The sequence below is a fragment of the Sphingomonas zeae genome (genome assembly GCF_014197135.1).
GTDB classification, from domain to species: domain Bacteria; phylum Pseudomonadota; class Alphaproteobacteria; order Sphingomonadales; family Sphingomonadaceae; genus Sphingomonas; species Sphingomonas zeae.
This window is the reverse complement of record NZ_JACIFA010000011.1, coordinates 22,912-40,315: the sequence shown is the minus strand read 5'-3', so window position 1 is coordinate 40,315 and position 17,404 is coordinate 22,912. Positions and strand designations below refer to the sequence as shown.

Genomic DNA, 17,404 nt, shown 5'->3' with positions numbered 1-17,404 from the left:
TCGCGCGGGCGTGTGTCGCCTCGGGGAGAGGGTGATGAGCGGCGCCGAGACTTGGGCGAAACTGACCCGACATGAAGATGGGACGTTGGCGGCGATCTTGCCGCTGCTCGATCATTGTCTGGATGTCGGAGCCGCTTTGGAGGCAGTTCTGCCCGTCTGGCTGCATAGTCTGGAAGCCGCAGCGGGGCGGTCGCTGACGCCGCAGGACATCGCCCGGCTGATCGTGCTGGCCGCGCTCCACGATGTGGGCAAGGCCAATCGCGGCTTTCAGGCGCGGATCGATCCGGCGGTGAAGCAACTGGTCGGCCATACCGGCCCGGTAGCCGCGCTGTTGCGCCACTCCGCCCTGCGGCAGGGCTCAGCCGCCAAGACGCTGTTCGAGGTGATCCTGGGCTGGGGCGCGGACCAGCATCTTGCCGCCGTCATGGCGCATCACGGCAGGCCGCTGGCCGAATTCCATGCGGAAGCGGGGAAGCATACCGACAGCTGGACCCGCCACGTCGCCCATTGGCTGCCGCAGGGTGGCGACGACCCCACCCTGGTGGTCGTCCGCCTGGTCGAGGCCCTGCGCACCCGCTGGCCGCTCGCCTGGGCGGCGGGGCCGAAGCTGCCCGACGCCCCGCGCTTTGTCGCCTTGTTCGCGGGACTGGTGACGCTGGCCGACTGGCTGGGGTCGGATACACAGCGCTTCCCCGTGGAGGGACCGCATGGCGCGGCCCGCGATGCCTGGCGCGAGGCGCAGGCGCGGGAGGGGGCGGTGATGCGCGGTTTCACGCCCCTCGACACCCCGCCCGCCCCGTTCGAGGCGCTGTTCGGCAACGCACCCTATGCCTTTCAAACAGACGCCGCCGCCCCCGACCGTGGATTGGTCGCGCTGATCGAGGCGGAGACGGGGTCGGGCAAGACCGAGGCGGCGCTGTGGCGCTGGGTCGAGATGCGGCGGCGTGGCGAGGTCGACGGCCTGTTCTTCGCGCTGCCGACCCGCTCGGCGGCGGTGCAGCTTCATGCGCGGGTCAACAAGGCCGTAAAGAAACTCTGGGGCGATGACGCGCCGCCCGCCGTGCTCGCGGTGCCCGGCTATCTGCGCGCGGGCGACGCGGAGGGACAGGCGCTGCCGGGTTATGCGGTCCGCTGGGATCGCGGCGAGCCGGGCGGGGCGGAGGACGCGCGCTGGGCGGCGGAGCGGGCCAACCGCTTCCTCGCGGCGCGGGTCGCGGTCGGGACGATCGATCAGGCCTTGCTCGCGGCTCTTCCGGTCAAGCACGCCTTTTTTCGCGCCTCTGCCCTGGCGCGCAGCCTGCTGGTGGTTGACGAGGTTCATGCCTCGGACGCCTATATGACCGGGCTGCTCGAACGGTTGCTGGAACAGCATGTCGCGGTCGGCGGCCACGCGCTGTTATTGTCGGCGACGCTGGGGGCAGAGGCACGCGCAAAATTGCTGAAAGCGCCGGTCGCGTCGCTCGCCGAGGCGGAGGCGGTGCCCTATCCCGCGCTTTCCGGGATCGGCTCGCCCCCGCGCCCGGCGAGGGCGTCGGGTGGCGCCCAGAAGGCCGTCGCCATCAAGACGGCGGGCCTGATTGCCGACCCCGATGCGATCGCCGCACGGGCTGTCGCGGCGGCGCGCGCCGGGGCGGCGGTGCTGGTCGTGCGCAACAGCGTGGCCGGAGCGGTCGCGGTGGCGCAGGCGGTGGCGGAGCTGGCGCCGGACCTCGCCTTTCGGGTGGAGGATGCGGCGACCCTGCACCATGGCCGCTTCGCCGCGACCGACCGGAAGCGGTTGGATGAAGCGGTCGAAAAGGCGTTCGGCAAGACGCGAACCGCTGGCGGTCGGGTGCTGGTCGGCACCCAGACGCTGGAACAGTCTCTCGACATCGACGCCGATTTCCTGATTACCGACCTGGCGCCGATGGACGTGCTGCTTCAGCGGATCGGACGGCTGCATCGCCACCGACGCGATGACCGGGGCGCGTTCGACCAGGCGCGGGTGTTGCTCCTCCGACCGGCAGAGCGTGACCTGACGCCATGGCTCGACGGCCGCCGCCGTGATCGTCACGGGCTGGGCCATGTCTATCCAAATCTGCTGCATCTGGAGGCGACGTTGCGCTTGCTGGAGGCGCGGGCCGATATCGCCATCCCGCGCGACAACCGCCTGCTGGTCGAACGTGCTCTGCATCCCGAAGCGCTGGATCCGATCCAGCGTGAGGGCGGGGCGGTATGGATCAATCATGGCAACATGCTGGCAGGCGGCGTCGTCGCGGACGGCCAGCGCGCGAGCGGCGCCGCGCTGGACCTGTCGCTTCCCTTCAACCAGCTGGTCTTTCCCGACGACATGGGCGAAGTCACCACCCGGTTAGGCGCGCGCGACCTACTGCTCGATCTGGACCCGCCGCTGGCCGGGCCGTTCGGCCGAGAGATCACCCGCATCGCGCTGCCGGGCTGGATGGCCCGGCATGTCGCGCCCGGTACGCCCGTCGAGCGGCTGGACGACCAGCGCTTCCGCTTCGGCGGGCGGGACTATCGTTACGACCAATGGGGCCTGCGACCGGACGGGGGCTGAAGGCGGGATTTTGGCGGTATCGACAGCGTCGCACAGCGGGCATAGGGGCGGGGTGAAGCCAATCCCACCGCTCCAGCCGCTCGGATAAACATATGATCGTCACGGTAGCAGCATTGGCGGCATCCTGCGTGACGCCCGGAGCAGGGGGCGAGGTGGCGGCCGACCTGCTGAATCGCCGTATCGCGGAGCGGGTCGCACGATGCGGCGATGTCCGGGTGCTGGTCGCCCCGCCGGACGTGGTGGCTGAGGCGTTGCCTGTCGAGTTGCGCCGTCGGTGGCGTCGGCCAGCCGGGCTCGGCCGCGAAGGCTTTGAGGTCCAGCGGGTAGGGCCGGTCACGGTCGTCACGGCCGAAGCGACGAGAGGGCTGGTCTATGGCGCCGGCTGGGTCCTTCGCCATCTCGACGTCGTGAATGGGACCGCACGGCTCGTCATCAGTGGTCCGGTCGACGAGAGGCCGGCTTATGCGACGCGCCTGACCCAGATCGGCTATCGGCCGAAGAACAACAGTTATGATGCGTGGACGCTGCCCATGTTTCAGCGGCGGATCGAGGATTTCGCGCTCTGGGGTGCCAGCGGCGTGCAGATTATCGCGCCTGTATCGGACGACGATGCGACCGGGCCGCTGTTCCCCGCGCCCCCGCGCGAAACGCTGGCGGGCATCTCGGCGATCACCCATCGGCTGGGGCTGGACGTGGCGCTCTATTATCCCGAGCTGGGCAACTATGAAAAGCCGGGCGCGGTAGCAGCGGAGGTCGCAGCTTTCTGGAAGGTGCTCGCCGACCTTCCCCATGTCGACGCACTCTATGTGCCGGGCGGCGATCCCGGCCACACCGCGCCCGGCCAGCTGTTCCCGCTGGTGGCGCAGCAGGCGGCTTTGCTTCGTGCGCGCAGTCCGAAAGCGCCCGTCTATATCTCGTCGCAAGGGTTCGATGCGGCGGGGTTTGAGGCGTTTTACCGTGAGCTGGAGAAGCAGCCCGATTGGCTGACCGGCATATTCGTCGGCCCGCAGACCCGCGATCCTCTATCGATCGAGCGGGCGCGGATACCGGCACGCTATCCGCTGATCCTCTATCCCGACATTGCGCATACCATGCACGCGCAATTCCCCGTGCCGCGCTGGTGGCCCGAATTCGCGCTGACCGAGGGGCGCGAGCCGATCAATCCGCGCCCGGCCGCCTATCAGCACATCTTTACGCACTTCGCGCCGCTGACCGCCGGCTTCATCACCTATTCCGAGGGGGTGAATGACGACTTCAACCAGTTCCTCTGGTTCCGGATGGGCTGGGACCCGCATACCGGTCCCCAAGCCTTCGCGCGCGATTATGCCCGTGTCTTTATCGGCGATCCCCGTGCCGCCGCACTCCCGGCGGCACTGGAGGCGAATTGGGTCGGAGACCCTGCGGCCAATACGAGGATCGACGCCACGCTGCGCCTCGCCGATCGCATCCGCCCCGCCACCTTTGCCGACTGGCGGATCGACGCATTGCGGTATCGCGCCGTCTATGACGCGCTGGTTCGCCGCCGCGCCATCGCGGCCCGTGCCCGGCGAGCGGCGGCTCTGGCCGCGCCTGATCGCGAACGGGCACGAGCGATCCTGGCGCGAGGCGACGGGCCGGAGGTCACCGCATTGCTTGATCGGCTCAACGCCCTGGCGGAACGGCTATGGCTAAGGGCGCGGCTGCAACTCAGCGTGAAGCGCTATGGCGCGTCGAATATCGAGCGGGGGGCCAATCTCGACCGCGCCGATGTCGACCTGACCGGCCGCGCCTGGATGGAGGCGCAGATGGCCAAGGGCTGGCCGATCCCCGACCGCCGTCGCCGGGCCGAGGGCGCGCTCTATGACGATCTGGGCCGCCCGGATGCCGAGCCGCATCTGGTGCGTGGGACCGGCTTTCTCGCCGATCCACAGTTCTTCACCACCGCGATAGACGGGATCGCCGATCGGACGGCGGCAGACGGCTGGTGGCCGGGCGAACTGGACTATGCCGAGACGCTCTATGACAGCCCGCTACGCCTGCATTATGACGGGCTCGACCCGCGCCGGGGCTATAGCCTGACCATTACCTATGCGGGCGAGGATTATACCCTGCCCATGCGGCTGGTCGCGAACGGGACGATCGTGTTGCAGGACCATTTTGTCCGTACCGCCAACCCGATGCAGGTTACGATCGCCATCCCGCGCGAGGCGACGGCGCATGGCACGCTCGACCTGGCCTGGACCCGCCCGTCCGCATGGGCGGCAGCGGTCGCGGCAAGCAGGTCGCGGAGACCTGGCTGATCCCGGACGCTCGTTAGCGCGTCACCTGCCGCACGAAGCTGGCGACATCGGCCACCACCGGCGCGCGGCCGCGAAAGGGGCGGGCGACCGACAGGATCAGCCCGACATGGCTCAGCTTGGGGTAGGAGCGTAGCGTCACGGGTACGCCGCCCTCTCGTAGGCGGGCCGCCAGCGCCTCGCTGTTGCGCGGAAGGACCGTCTTGTCCTCGCCGCCGACCAGCAGCAGCGCGGGTGGGTCGCCTGCGCCCGCCCAATGGACGGGCTGGGTTTCCATCGGGCGCGGCCATGTCCCGAATGCCGCGCGGCTGACATCCACGTCGAAGGGCGCAAAGTCATAAGGCCCGGCCAAGCCGACCAGCCCCCGCACCGCCTGTCGATCCCGTCCCAGCCAGCGGTCGTCGACCGCCAGCATCGCGGCGATATAGGCTCCCGCCGAATGGCCCATCAGCACCAGCCGGCTGGGATCACCGCCGTACCGGGCGATATGTGCGCGGGTCCAGCGCACCGCTGCGGCGCCATCCTCGACAAAGGCGGGATAGCGAATGGCGGGGACGAGCCGGTAATCCGGGATCACCACCGTGAAACCCTGCGCCGCCAGTGCCCGCCCCACAAAGGCGTAGCCGGTCCGCGTGCCGCTGTTCCAGCTGCCGCCATAGAAGAAGATGACGACGGGCCGCGCGCCGGACCCGGCGGCGCGAGGCACATAGATGTCGAGCGTCTGCCGCGCATCCGGCCCATAGGCCAGCGTCCTGGCGACCCGCCTGCCACCGCCATCCTTCGGCACCAGACGGTCGAAGGCGGTCAGCGGCGAACAGGCCGCAAATAGCAATGAAAGCGAGGCGGGAAGCGACCGGGCAATCCGATGGAACAACGTCATGCGCCCCCCATGCCCAAAGCACGCGCAGACCGCCAGAGACGAGCTGCGCTGCCACCCGCGAAAGGGCCTGCGCAGTCGGTTTCCCACGGCAAGCGGCGCCCGCAAATCCCGGTGGTCAGGAAAAGACGTAGCACTTTCAAAGGTCTGACATATGGAGATTGACGCAGATGCGAAAAACCGGGCAGTGGCGCGGTCGGGAAGCGGCGGGGAGCGGGGGCTCTGCGGGATCGGCCGTCTTATTCTGTCACATCAAACCAGATCGAGGACGGGCCGGCATGAATGCCGCGAAGCTGCTAGGGGACATCAGGGGGTGGGGCCTCGCATGGATGCTGGTCCTTGCCGGGCTGATGTCGGGAACGGCGTCGGCCGCGCCCGTCGATCTGCATCGATCGGCCTGCAGCGCCACGCTGCCCGATGACACCAGCGACGCCCGGATCGTCGATGCGCCCTATCGCTGCGGGGCGGAGGCGCCGACGCGCGGACCGGACTGGCTGTGGCTCCGCCTCGATGCGTCGCAGCTGGGAGCTTTGCCCGCCAGCTGGGACCTGCTGATCGACCAGACGCGTTTCGACCGGATCGGCGTGCTGATCGTCGGTCGCAACCGCACGACACGGCATTCGCTCTCCTATGCCGAACTGAAGGAACACTGGACACCCGGCGGGTTGCTGAAATTCGTGGTCGCGCCGCCGGGGCACGATATACGCGGGCTATATATCGGGTTCCGCCACATCGACGACCTGTCGCTGATGCGGAAGGTCGTCGCCCGACCGGGCAGCGGGATGAACGGTGCGGATGTCGGTTGGCTGGTGCTCGCCGGCCTGTTCGCGGGAACGCTGCTGTCGGCGCTTCTCTATAACCTCGTCATCCATGCCGGGCGGCGTCCCGCCTTTCAACGCTGGTATCTCCTCTGGGTCTCGGTCGCGCTGGTGTACGGCCTGATATGGACCAACACGGCGGCGCTGGTCGTACCGGGACTGGTCGGGCCGATCGCGGTGCGGATCGAATTCGTGCTCGTCGGCCTGATGGTCGCGGCGGGCAACATGTTCTTCTTCTCGGTGATCGAGGACGGAGTATTGCCACCCGGCCTGGCCAAGGCGGGACATGGGCTGGCGATCGGGGGTGCGGTGCTGGGCGTGGCGGCCGCCGCCGATATCTGGCTGCCCCCGGTGCCGACCGATCGGCTCCTCAATTACGACATCGCCGCGACCTCGGTGCTGGTCGCCTGGTCCTGCGCGGTCGCGGCACGGCGGGGCAGCCGCGTCATCTGGTTCTACATGATCGGCTGGAGCCCGGTCATCGCCCTGTTCGTCCTGCGGTTGGCCCGCAATCTGGGCTTCATGGCGCAGAGCGACGTGGTGGACATGGGGACCTTCGTGGCGCTCGCCTTCGAGGCGCTGGTCCTGTCGCTGGCGATCGCCGATCGGTTTCGGCGGATCAGGCTCGAACTCGATCAGGCGCGCCAACGTCGTGAGATCGATCTGGCCGAGACCAAGACGCTGCGGCTGGCGGCGCAGACCGACTTCCTGACCGGCCTGGGCAACCGCGCCGCCTTTCAGCAGCAGGCGAACGCCCTGATGAGCGCGGCCATGCCGTTCAGCCTGTTCCTGATCGACGTCGATCATCTGAAGGACGTGAACGACCGGCTGGGCCATGCCAGCGGCGACATGCTGCTATGCCATGTCGGATCGGCGCTGGACGGGATCGTCCGCGCGATGGCCGATGTGCGGGTGTCGCGGATCGGCGGTGACGAGTTTGCGATCCTCTGCCCCGGGTCCGTGCATGTCGAGACCATGCTGGCGGAACAGATCGCCAGCGTTCAGGGCGAGCTATGGCATCCGCGCGACCGTACTCGAACCCTGTCGCTCAGCATCGGGTCGGCGCGCTACCCCGACGATGCGCAGGCGCTGGACCTGCTCTACCATAATGCCGATCTGGCGCTCTATACCGCAAAGCGAGTGGGGCGCGGACGCTATGTGCGCTACGATCCGCTGCAAAGCGGCCTGCGCGACCTCCAGATGGCCTTTGCCGGCGAGGCCGAGCAGGCGTTGGAACGCGGCGATTTCATGCTGTACTTGCAGCCCATCGTGTCGCTGGAGACCGAGATGGTATGCGGACATGAGGTGCTGCTCCGCTGGAACCACCCGGTTCATGGGCTGATGACCCCGGATCGCTTCGCCGATGTGCTGGTCGCGGAGCGGATCGGCCTGCGCATCCAGGAACATGTCCTCGAATTGGCGCTGGCCGCGCTCAACGAGGGGGGCGAGGCGCTGGGCGTGGTGTGCGTCAACTTCACCTCGGCGCAACTGGCCGGGCCTCGCTCGGCACGGCTCGTGCTCGATCGGCTGGCCCATCACGGCATTGCCCCCGCGCGGTTGTGCGTCGAAGTGACCGAGGGCGTGATGCTCGACCGGGCGGCGGACAGCATCCTGGCCAGCCTGCGCACGCTGCACGAGGCGGGCGTTTGCATCGCGCTCGATGACTTCGGCACCGGCTATGCTTCGCTCGTCCATCTGCGCGATCTGCCGGTGGACCGGATCAAGATCGATCAGTCCTTCGTCGCCGGGCTGGACGAAACCGATGGCGGGACGTTGCCCATCGTCGGCGCGATCATCGGGCTGGGCGCGGGGCTCGGCAAGCTGGTGATCGCCGAGGGCATCGAGACCCAATGGCAGGCCGAACGTCTGCGGCAGCTGGGATGTCGGTTTGGGCAAGGCTATCGCTATGGCCACCCGGTCGCACTCGCGACCATCGCCGACGCCGACCGGGTGATGGATCGGGCATAGCGTCGGCCGGGGCCGTGGGCCGGTGCCGCTTCCACACAGGTGGATCGGACTTTAAAGCTCCAAGCCCAGGGCCGCGCGATCGGCGGTGGCGGCCGCCAGTTCGGCGCGAGCCGCCGCAATCCGTGCCTGGGCGTCGATCAGCCGCACGCGCGCGTCGTTCGCCGTTTCCTCGCGCTGGTTGACCAGAAAGAAGTCGCTCGACCCCAGTTCGAACCGCCTGCGCTCGGCGGCGGCGAGCCGTTCGGCCAGCTCGCGCTCCTGCTCTGCGATCGCGGCCAGCTTTTCGGCGGCATCGACACCGATGGTGATGCCTTCCACCTCGATGGCGATCTGGTCGCGCAGGAAGCGGCTTCGCGCCGCCAGCGCGTCCATTTCCGCCTGGGCCTCGACGATCCGCCCCTTTGCTGCACGGTTCTGAAGCGGCATGGAAAAGCGGAAGCCCACCGCCGCTTCCAGCGGCGTGCGACTGGCGCCGCCCAGACCGATCGGGCCGACATCCTTGCCCATCTCACCCCGCAGGTCGAGCCGCGGACGGAGTTCGTTCTGCGCCAGCGCCAGACGCGCAGAACCCTGGTCGATCCGCGCCAGCAGCACCTGCAAATCGGGACGACGCTGCTGGAAATCCTGGCGCGCCGCGACGGTCACGCCGGACAAGGCCTCGGCGTCGCGGGGAAGGCGCTCCGGACCGACCAGCACCGGCTCCCCTGCGGCATCGCGATAATAGAGCGACAGGGCATTGGCCGCCGCCTGGAAATCCCCCTCGGCCCGCACGACCAAAGCACGGCGCCGGACGAGATTCTGGTCGTTCTCCGCGAGCAATATGTCCGGCCGCGCGCCGAGTTCGACCTGCCGGGCGAGGCCGCCACGCCGGTTTTGCGACAGGTCCAGCAGATCGCGATAGGCGCGCAGGCGCAAGCCGGCGGCGACCCAGTTCTGATAGGCGTCGATCGCGCGCCGCTGCACCCCAATCGCCACCGCTTCCCGCTCGAACTGTGCAATGTCGATATCGCCCGAGGCCAGCGTGCGCCGCGTGCGGCGTTCGTCCACCAATCGGTCGCGCAGCAGCGAATACAGCGCGCCGACCTTCACCTCACCCAGGCGGTTGGTGTAGTTCTGGTCCTCGTAGATCGGAAAGTTGCCGCGGCTGACGCGGTAGCCGCCATAGACGTAACCGCCATTGTCGGTCAGCGGGCGGGTCGCGCTCGCGGAGGCGACGGTGCCGTCGTAATAGCCCAGCGCGCGCGACCGCCCGTCGGCCTCGAACACCGTATCGAAGGCGCCGCTGGCGGTGAGGGCGCGTCCCTCGGCGGAGCGTATCTTGGCCAGCGCCTCGACGATCTGCGGAGCGGCGCGGGCGGAGGCGCGCAACACTTCGCCCAGGGTCAGCGGCGCCGAGCCGGGCACGGTCGCGGGGGGCGGCGTCGGGTTCGCCTGGATACGCTGGGCCGTGGCGGGCGCGGCCAGAGCGGGGGCGATGACCAGCGCGGATATGAGGAGCAGCGACCGTATCATTTCGGCTTGCCCGCCTTGGCCGCGACCTTCTTGTCGTCGTCCTTGCCGTCCTTCTCGCCTTGCTTGTCGCTGGCGGTCTGGCCGAACTCCAGCGGGAAGTCGTTGAGCTGGCGCCAAAGTTCATAGCCGACTGTCACCGTTTCGCCCTGCACCCAGCCCTGTACCTTGCCGCCCAGGCGGACGAAGCGGCGGTCGGGCCAGGCGGGCTTGCCAGGCGCCGGCTCGACCAGAATGCGGAACAGCCCTTGCGTATTGGCATTGGGGTCGATCGTGCGGACGCGACCGTCGAAAAAGCCATAGGCGACCGATGGCCAGCCGCTGAACTGGATCGCGGGCCAGCCCTCGAACTCCAGCCGTACCGGACGACCCGGGCGCAGCAAAGGCACGTCGCGGCCGTCGATCATCAGCTCCACCGCACGCTCGACCTGCTCGGGCGCGACGACCGCCAGCGCGGTCCCCGCCGACACATAGGCTCCCCCCGCCGCCGCATTGAGATTCTGGATACGGCCAGCGCGCGGCGCCCGAACGAGCTGCGCCGACTGGCGGTTCAGCTGCACCTCGATCCGGTTCAGCTTGGCACGCGATTCCGCCAGCTTGGCGCCGGAGTCCGCGACCTTGATCTGTGCCTGTTCGTAATCGCGCCGCGAGGCCAGCCCTTCGGAAAACAGCTGACGGGTGCGGTTGACGTCGAGCTGGGCGACGGCCTGCGACTGGCGGACTGACGCGATCTCGGCTTGTACCTGCGCGCGCTCGGCGGCGAGGCGCGACAACAGGTTGGGATCGAGGTCGACGATGCGCGCGATCGGGTCGCCGCGGTTCACATGCTGGCCGTCATGCACGTACCAGCGCTCGACCTGGCCGGGCACTAACGCCGTCACATCCTGGGCGCGGTCCTGCGGATCGAGCGAGACGACCTGTCCACGCCCCTGCGCGGTCTGTAACCACGGCACACAGAACAGGATGAACGCGACCGCCGCTATGCCGATCGTCAGGATCCAGGCGATGGCGAGCGTGACCCGGGGCGGGCGTAGCGAGGCAAGGGTGCGGAAATGCGCGAGATGGTCAGGCGACATGCGCGTCCTCCCGGCTGTAGGCGGTCTCGAGGTCGGCAAGCCGGTCGAAACGACGCTGTTCGGTCAGGCCCAGATAGAGATAACCGTCCAGTTCCATGTCCTCGGGGCGGCCAGTGCACAACAGCACGGTCGTGCCATGGTCTTTCAGCAGACGCAGCGCCGCCCGCAGTCGGTGGGGCGGCAACAGGTCGTATAGCTGGCCGAGCAGCAACAGCTTGGGCCGTACGAGCAGGGCATTGGCGAGCTTGAGCGCCATGGTCTCGCCGACGCTGAGCGGATAGCCGGTCGACCCCAGCGGGGTGTCGAGCCCTTGCGGCAGGCTGGCCAGGCGGCGTTCCAGTCCGACCAGTGCCAGCGCCTCCATCGCGTTTTCGGCCAGTTCGCCCGAGGCGAGACGGAGATATTCGCGGATCGTGACCTCCACGATCGTAGAGCGGTCGAGCACGGTCACGTCCGAGCGGAGGTGATACATGTCGAATGAGCCCAGATCGGCATTGCCGATGCGGATCAGGCCGCGATCGGGCAGGGTATGCCGTTTCAGCAGCATGGCCAGGCGCCGCTCTGCCCCCGGCTCAGCCACGGTGACGAGCTGTTCCCCGGCGGCGAGGGCCAGGGTGTAGCGCGCATCGCCGAATGCCACGTCGGTCAGTTTGACCGAACCGTCGCGTGGGCCATTGTCACCGCGCACCGTCGGCTCCTGCGGGATGGCGAAGAGCAGCGACAACTCCTCGGAACTGGCGACCAGATCGTAGAAGGTGTCGAGATACCAGCCGAACTGCGAGATGCCATAGAACACGCCCGACAGGATCAACTCCGCCGCGACCAATTGCCCGAGCGACAATTGTCCGCGCAGGATCAACATGCCGCCCAGCAGCAACAGCCCGGCGCTGGCAAAGGCGTAGATCAGCAGGAACGCGACCGTCTGCGCGAACTGATAACGGAAATAGCGGCGATGCGTATCAACATAGGTGGCGGTCATCGCCTCCGATCGGGCCATGGCGAAGTCGAGATGGCGGATCGACTTGTAAAAGCCGTTCGACCCGCCGACGCTTTCCAGCCAGCGGGCGGCATTGTGCTTGGCATGGCTGAGCGCCACGGCACCGCTGATCGCGCCACGTCGCCACAACATCCAGACCAGCAGCAACGCCGCCACCAACACGACGTTGAAGGCGAGGAAGACGGGATGGTAGAAACTGGTGATGGTCAGCCCGATCACCGCCTGAAGAACGATCGTGAAGGCGCCGATGACCAGGCTGGGCACCGACTTCTGGACGACCACCAGGTCGAAATAGCGATTGAACAAGTCGCCGCGATTGCCGTCGGCGAAAAAGGGGTCCTGCGCGTGCACCGCGCGCACCGTGACCTCGGCCACTACGCGCGAGAACAGGCGACGCTCGAACGCCGCCATGATCCAGACCCGAAGCGCGCTGAGGCCCGCGACCAGCAGCAGCAGCAGCAGCAGAACGCCGGACAGCGCCCAGAGCGGGGCGGGCATGGCGGTGTTGGCAACGCTGTTGATGAGCAGCTGCACCGAAATCGGCGTCGCCAGGGCCAACAGGCTGATCGCGATGGTATAGACGATGCCGAGGCGGATATAGGCCGCATCAGGGCCTATGATCTGCGACAGCCAGCCCACCGCATCCCGAAATCCTAGTCGCTGCGCCGCCACAATACGCCCCTTTGCTATACCCTGGTCGAGCCGGAACTGGCAGGGAAAGACCGCCGACGCCCAAACGCCCCCTCGTCATAGGTCTGTTTCGGCCTAATCCGTGTAAAATGGAGTTAACGGCGTGCCATAACCAAGGCCAATTGGAATTGTGATGTCCGCGCCATAGCCAGCGGCTATAGGGCGTTATGCCCACGCTGCGTCAGCTCGAATATCTGGTCACGATTGCGGACACCGGGTCGTTCGTGCTCGCGGCCCGGGCGGCCAATGTTTCGCAGCCGACGCTCAGCCAGCAGATTCGCGCGCTGGAAGAGCGTCTGGGCACCAAGCTGCTGGAGCGTGGCGTGGCGGGCGCGATATTGACGCCGGTGGGGCGTAGTATCGTCGCGACCGCGCGCCGCATGTTGAGCGATGCGAGCGACATCGTCGCACTGGCGGCGGGCTCGTCCGACAGCCTGACCGGCACGCTCAAGCTGGCGACGACGCCGACGCTCGGGCCGTATCTGTTGTCGCCGATCATCGCCGAGCTCCACCGCATGGCCCCGCGTCTGCGCCTGCATGTGCGCGAGGGCATCCCGGACGAACAGGTGAGGGAACTATCGCGCGGCGACATCGATGTCGTGCTCGGGCCGCTGCCCATGGCCGGCGACGACCTGACGATCGAGCCGCTGTTCCGCGAACCGTTGCATCTGGTTGCCGCGCTCGACCATCCGATCGATGCCGCCACCGAGGCGACGCGGAAGGACCTGATCGGCAGCCCGCTACTGACGCTCGACCCGCGCCACCACCTCGCACGCCAGGCCGCCGAGGTCGCCGACCATTATGGCATGACGATCGCGCCGGATTATTACGGTACCAGTCTGGACAGCTTGCACCAGATGGTCGCCAGTGGACTGGGCCTCACGCTACTGCCCAGCCTGTATCTGCGATCGGAGGTGGGCGGGGCCGCGGGCCTGAAGATCCTGCCCGTCCAGGGCTGGCGTGCCCATCGATCGATCGCCATTGCCTGGCGCCGCCAGTCTCCGATGAGCGCGGCGTTCAAGCTGATCGCCGATCATGTGCAAAGCTGCGCGCGCGGGTTGCTGGCGGGGCAGAGCTAGACAGGATCGGTTGATCGCAAACGGCCCGGAACAAGATGGCATCCGAATGCGTCCGGTCCTCGCGGAATTGGCCGACCTCTGACGACGATCCGTCCTGAGGCCAGCAGCCCGCAGCGAGGGAAGCCCCGCGCTGCGCATAGCGGCCCAATGGTTCAGCATTGGCCTTCGGGATAAATGCTTGATATCCATCAAGTCATCCCTTGCCGAGTTGGCGTAGACCTAGGCTAATGATCGGGATCAGTCGTCCGGTTCGGACGGCCCCGGCCGTCGGATCAAGGCGGCCGGTATTGGGAGAACGGACCTGTTCGCTGACGTGCCCATGGTCATTTGCGTCCCTGCGCGAAACGAGGAGGCGATGCTGCCGGGCCTGCTCGCGGCGATAGCGGCCCTGTTCGCCGATCGGGACGGCTTGGACGTGTGCCTTTTTCTGGATGACTGCCGCGATGGCAGTGCCGACCTGCTCGATGCTCTGGCCCCGGCCTTGCCCTTTCGTCTGACTGTGGCGCGGGGCGGGCGCGACGCGGCGCCCAATGCAGGCGCCGCGCGGCGAGCGGCGCTGGCGATGGGCCTGGAACGTCTGGCCGGGGGCGAAGGATTGCTGTTCACGACCGATGCCGACAGCCAGCCGCGTCGCGATTGGCTAATGGCGGGGAGCAAGGCCCTTCGGGAGGCGGAGGTCGTCGCGGGCCGCATTACGCGCGTCCATGCCAGCGACGCGCCACAGCAATGCCGTATCGAGCATTATTATGATCGGCTTCACCGATACCGCCGCGTGCTCGACCCGGTGCCGTGGGAAGCGCGGGAGACCCATCATTTCGGCGGCGGCGCGAATATGGCGGTATGGGCGTCCGCTTATCGCGCCGTCGGCGGCTTCATGCCGCTTCCGTCCGGGGAAGATGCCCGGCTGCTCGATGATGCGGGGCGCGGCGGGCTGCGGGTCCGTCGCGATGCGGCGATGGTGGTGGAAACCTCGTCTCGTCGCGAGGGTCGGGTTGCAGGGGGACTGGCGGGACTGTTACGCGCCATGGATCATGGCGAGTTGCCGCGCATGGCCGATCCGCGTGGCGCGGCCTGGCAGTGGCGAGCCCAGGCGGAGGCCCGGCATGGCTTCGGCATGATCGACCGGGTCGATGTGCGCGTCGGGCTGGGCGAGCGGCTTGGCCTTACCGCGGATCACATATTGGGGGTTGCGCGCGACTGCCCCAATGCCGAAGCGTTTGCGATGCGGGTCGTGCCGGCATCTCCCGTGCACGCCCGCATGGTATCGCTGTCGGAGGCGGAAGACATTCTGACCGAGTTGGAAAGCCAAAGGTGCGAGATCGCGGCATGACGGGCATGGCCGCTGATCTCCAAGGCGCGATCGCGGCCTCGGGCTGGACGGACCATTCCCCGGGCGATCCGCAGACGTCCCAGGACTTGCTTGCGCTGCTCACCCGCCTTTACGAGATCGGCCGTCGCGATCTTCCGCTCGCGCGCCTGATGGAGGGGCATGTCGATGCGGTCCAGATTGTCCAGCGTTATGGTTCGCCGCCCCAGGTCGATCGGCTCCGGCGGATACTCCGGCAGGGGGCAACGCTGGGAGTTTGGAACGCCGCGCTGCCGGGCGAACCCCTGCGGCTCGACGGCGATCGCCTGAGAGGGGGGAAAAGCTACGCATCGGGGGCAGGGATGTTGAGCCATGCCTTGGTGACGGCGGATACGCCCGGTGGTGCGCAACTGATCCTGCTCGATCTGGCGCGGGCCGTGCCGAGGATCGATCGCGACTGGTGGCAGGTCACGGGTATGCAGCGATCAGAGACGCATCAGGTGCGTTGGCATGATGCCCCGATCGATGAGGAGGATCGGATCGCCGCCCCCGGCTGTTACGCGCGTGAGCCATTTTTCAGCGGCGGGGCACTTCGCTTCGTGGCGGTCCATGCCGGGGGTATTGCGGGCATCTGCGACCAGACCTGCGATCATCTCGTGCGGGCGGGCCGGGCCGAAGATCCCTTTCAAGCTGCGCGACTGGCGGCCCTGTTCGGGCTGGCGGACCTGGCGGCGGCGACGGTGCGACGTACCGCCGAGCTTTGGTACGAGGATCAGGCCGACGATGGCGAGGCACGGCTGGCGCGGGTCGCCTCTGCGCGTCTGGTCGTAACCGATGCGGCGGAGCGGGCGATGGTGATCGCGCGCGAGGCGGTGGGGCTCGCCGGACAGTTTCGGGCGCATCCTCTGTCGGCCATGCTGGGCGATCTGGCGGTCTATCTGCGCCAGCCCGCCCCCGATGCCCAGCGCCTGCGCGTCGGGCAGGCCGTGCAACGGGGCCTGCTGGCGCCGTCGCTATGAGGCTGAGGCTGGAGGGCGTCCGCCGGGCCGTCATCGTCGCGCCGCATCCCGATGACGAGATCATCGGTGCGGCGGGGCTGATTCAGGCGTTGCGGCGCCGGGGCAGCGAAGTCCGCATCGTCGTGGTCAGCGATGGCGCGGCCTCGCACCCGGGGAGCGCGAAATGGCCGTCCGATCGCCTGATCGCGGCGCGGGCGCGGGAAAGCCTCCATGCTCTTCGCCGTCTGGGCGTATGCCGCAAGGAGGTGACGTTCCTGCGCCTGCCCGATGGTGGCCTGTCGGCGCGGGGCGCCCGATGCCGCCCCGTGCTGAATCAGGCGCTCCAGCGGCTCGGTGAGATGGATATGCTGGTCGGTCCTGCCTTGACTGATGCGCATCCCGATCACCGGGCGGTCGCGATGGTGCTTCGCGACCATCGGTTCGGTGGACGGCGCCTGACCTATCAGGTCTGGCCGCCGCAGCGGCGGATGGCGGCGCGTGGCCGGGCCGTCGTGATGATGGGCGGGGCAGCGGCCAAGGGCTCGTTGATCCGGTCTCATCGGACCCAGTTGGGGGCGATCACCGACGATCCACAGGGCTTTTCCATCGCGGCCCATGAACTGGCGGTCTTTGCCCACCCGGTCGAATATTTCGTCGAGGAACGGTGATGAAGGCGATCGACCTCAGTGGGTTTTCGGAGAAATTCGCCGCCGATGATGACCCCTGGCGGACCTATTCCGACCGTGATGAAGCGGCGAAGCGCGCCGCCATCCTCCACGCGCTCGGCCCTGGACCCCTGGGCAGGGTGCTGGAACTGGGAAGCGGCAATGGATCAAACAGCCGCGCCATCGCGCCTCGCGCCCGGCGTCTCGACGCGACCGATGGAACGGCGGAGGGCACCCGGCTGACGGCGCAGGCCATCGCCCCCTGGCCGCGTGGGCAAGCGAGCGAACTGGCGCTTCCGGGCCGGTTCCGCCGGGCGCATTATGACGCGATCGTGATCGCCGAACTTCTCTATTACCTGCCGCCGGGCGCGATGCGGCAGGTCGCTGCCGATGTCGCCCGAACGCTGCGTTCGGGAGGTCGGTTGATCCTGGCGCACCACGGCATCGACTATTATGACTTTGCGCAACATGCCGCCGGCATCCAGCAACGCTTTCTCGACCTGACCGGGGCCTGCTGGAGCGTGCGGACCGTTCGTCGCCGATCTCGCTGGCATGTCCTTTCCGCGCGGCGTTCAGGCTGACTTGCCA

At 67.9% G+C, this 17,404-nt stretch carries 12 protein-coding genes; 8 read left to right on the top strand and 4 right to left on the bottom strand.

The annotated features are described in order from the left end of the window. The first annotated feature begins 34 nt into the window (after positions 1–34). Positions 35–2,557 (top strand): CRISPR-associated helicase Cas3', encoded by a 2,523-nt coding sequence (gene cas3, locus GGR45_RS15005; RefSeq protein ID WP_175312661.1) that lies wholly within the window; start codon positions 35–37, stop codon positions 2,555–2,557. 92 nt (positions 2,558–2,649) lie between these two features. Next, positions 2,650–4,836 (top strand): hypothetical protein, encoded by a 2,187-nt coding sequence (locus GGR45_RS15000; RefSeq protein ID WP_246358249.1) that lies wholly within the window; start codon positions 2,650–2,652, stop codon positions 4,834–4,836. A 13-nt stretch (positions 4,837–4,849) separates the two neighbouring features. Here GGR45_RS15000 and GGR45_RS14995 read toward each other — a convergent pair whose 3' ends face one another. Then, positions 4,850–5,713: an alpha/beta hydrolase gene (locus GGR45_RS14995; protein WP_175312662.1), complete on the bottom strand. Its 864-nt coding sequence runs from the start codon at positions 5,711–5,713 to the stop codon at positions 4,850–4,852. Positions 5,714–5,988: 275 nt separating this feature from the next. Between GGR45_RS14995 and GGR45_RS14990 the strand changes: the two genes are divergently transcribed. Continuing rightward, entirely contained in the window at positions 5,989–8,496 is a 2,508-nt protein-coding gene (locus GGR45_RS14990; protein WP_246358248.1) for a putative bifunctional diguanylate cyclase/phosphodiesterase, read from the top strand. Between the two features lie 51 nt (positions 8,497–8,547). On the opposite strand, the gene GGR45_RS14985 is transcribed toward GGR45_RS14990, so the two are convergent. The 3 genes from GGR45_RS14985 to GGR45_RS14975 are packed head-to-tail and all read right to left on the bottom strand — an operon-like array spanning position 8,548 to position 12,750. Further along, the gene (locus GGR45_RS14985) at positions 8,548–10,008 is read right to left on the bottom strand and encodes a TolC family protein (RefSeq protein ID WP_175312663.1); all 1,461 of its coding nucleotides are present in this window, start codon (positions 10,006–10,008) and stop codon (positions 8,548–8,550) included. Beyond that, positions 10,005–11,081: an efflux RND transporter periplasmic adaptor subunit gene (locus GGR45_RS14980; protein WP_175312664.1), complete on the bottom strand. Its 1,077-nt coding sequence runs from the start codon at positions 11,079–11,081 to the stop codon at positions 10,005–10,007. Before GGR45_RS14980 ends, GGR45_RS14985 begins: the two co-directional genes overlap by 4 nt. After that, a complete protein-coding gene (locus GGR45_RS14975) occupies positions 11,071–12,750 on the bottom strand; it encodes an ATP-binding cassette domain-containing protein (protein ID WP_175312665.1) in 1,680 nt (559 codons plus the stop codon). Before GGR45_RS14975 ends, GGR45_RS14980 begins: the two co-directional genes overlap by 11 nt. Positions 12,751–12,935: 185 nt before the next feature. Here GGR45_RS14975 and GGR45_RS14970 point away from each other — a divergent pair, with 185 nt between their 5' ends. From GGR45_RS14970 to GGR45_RS14950, 5 genes are all read left to right on the top strand, one after another. Then, a complete protein-coding gene (locus GGR45_RS14970) occupies positions 12,936–13,847 on the top strand; it encodes a hydrogen peroxide-inducible genes activator (protein WP_175312666.1) in 912 nt (303 codons plus the stop codon). A gap of 319 nt (positions 13,848–14,166) precedes the next feature. Beyond that, positions 14,167–15,177 (top strand): glycosyltransferase family 2 protein, encoded by a 1,011-nt coding sequence (locus GGR45_RS14965; protein ID WP_183988993.1) that lies wholly within the window; start codon positions 14,167–14,169, stop codon positions 15,175–15,177. Between the two features lie 5 nt (positions 15,178–15,182). Further along, entirely contained in the window at positions 15,183–16,172 is a 990-nt protein-coding gene (locus GGR45_RS14960; RefSeq protein WP_246358247.1) for an acyl-CoA dehydrogenase family protein, read from the top strand. Beyond that, entirely contained in the window at positions 16,169–16,819 is a 651-nt protein-coding gene (locus GGR45_RS14955) for a PIG-L deacetylase family protein (RefSeq protein WP_175312669.1), read from the top strand. Before GGR45_RS14960 ends, GGR45_RS14955 begins: the two co-directional genes overlap by 4 nt. Next, positions 16,819–17,397 carry a class I SAM-dependent methyltransferase gene (locus tag GGR45_RS14950; protein WP_175312670.1) on the top strand — a complete coding sequence of 193 codons (579 nt, stop codon included), beginning with the start codon at positions 16,819–16,821 and terminating at the stop codon, positions 17,395–17,397. Before GGR45_RS14955 ends, GGR45_RS14950 begins: the two co-directional genes overlap by 1 nt. The last annotated feature ends 7 nt before the right edge of the window (positions 17,398–17,404 follow it).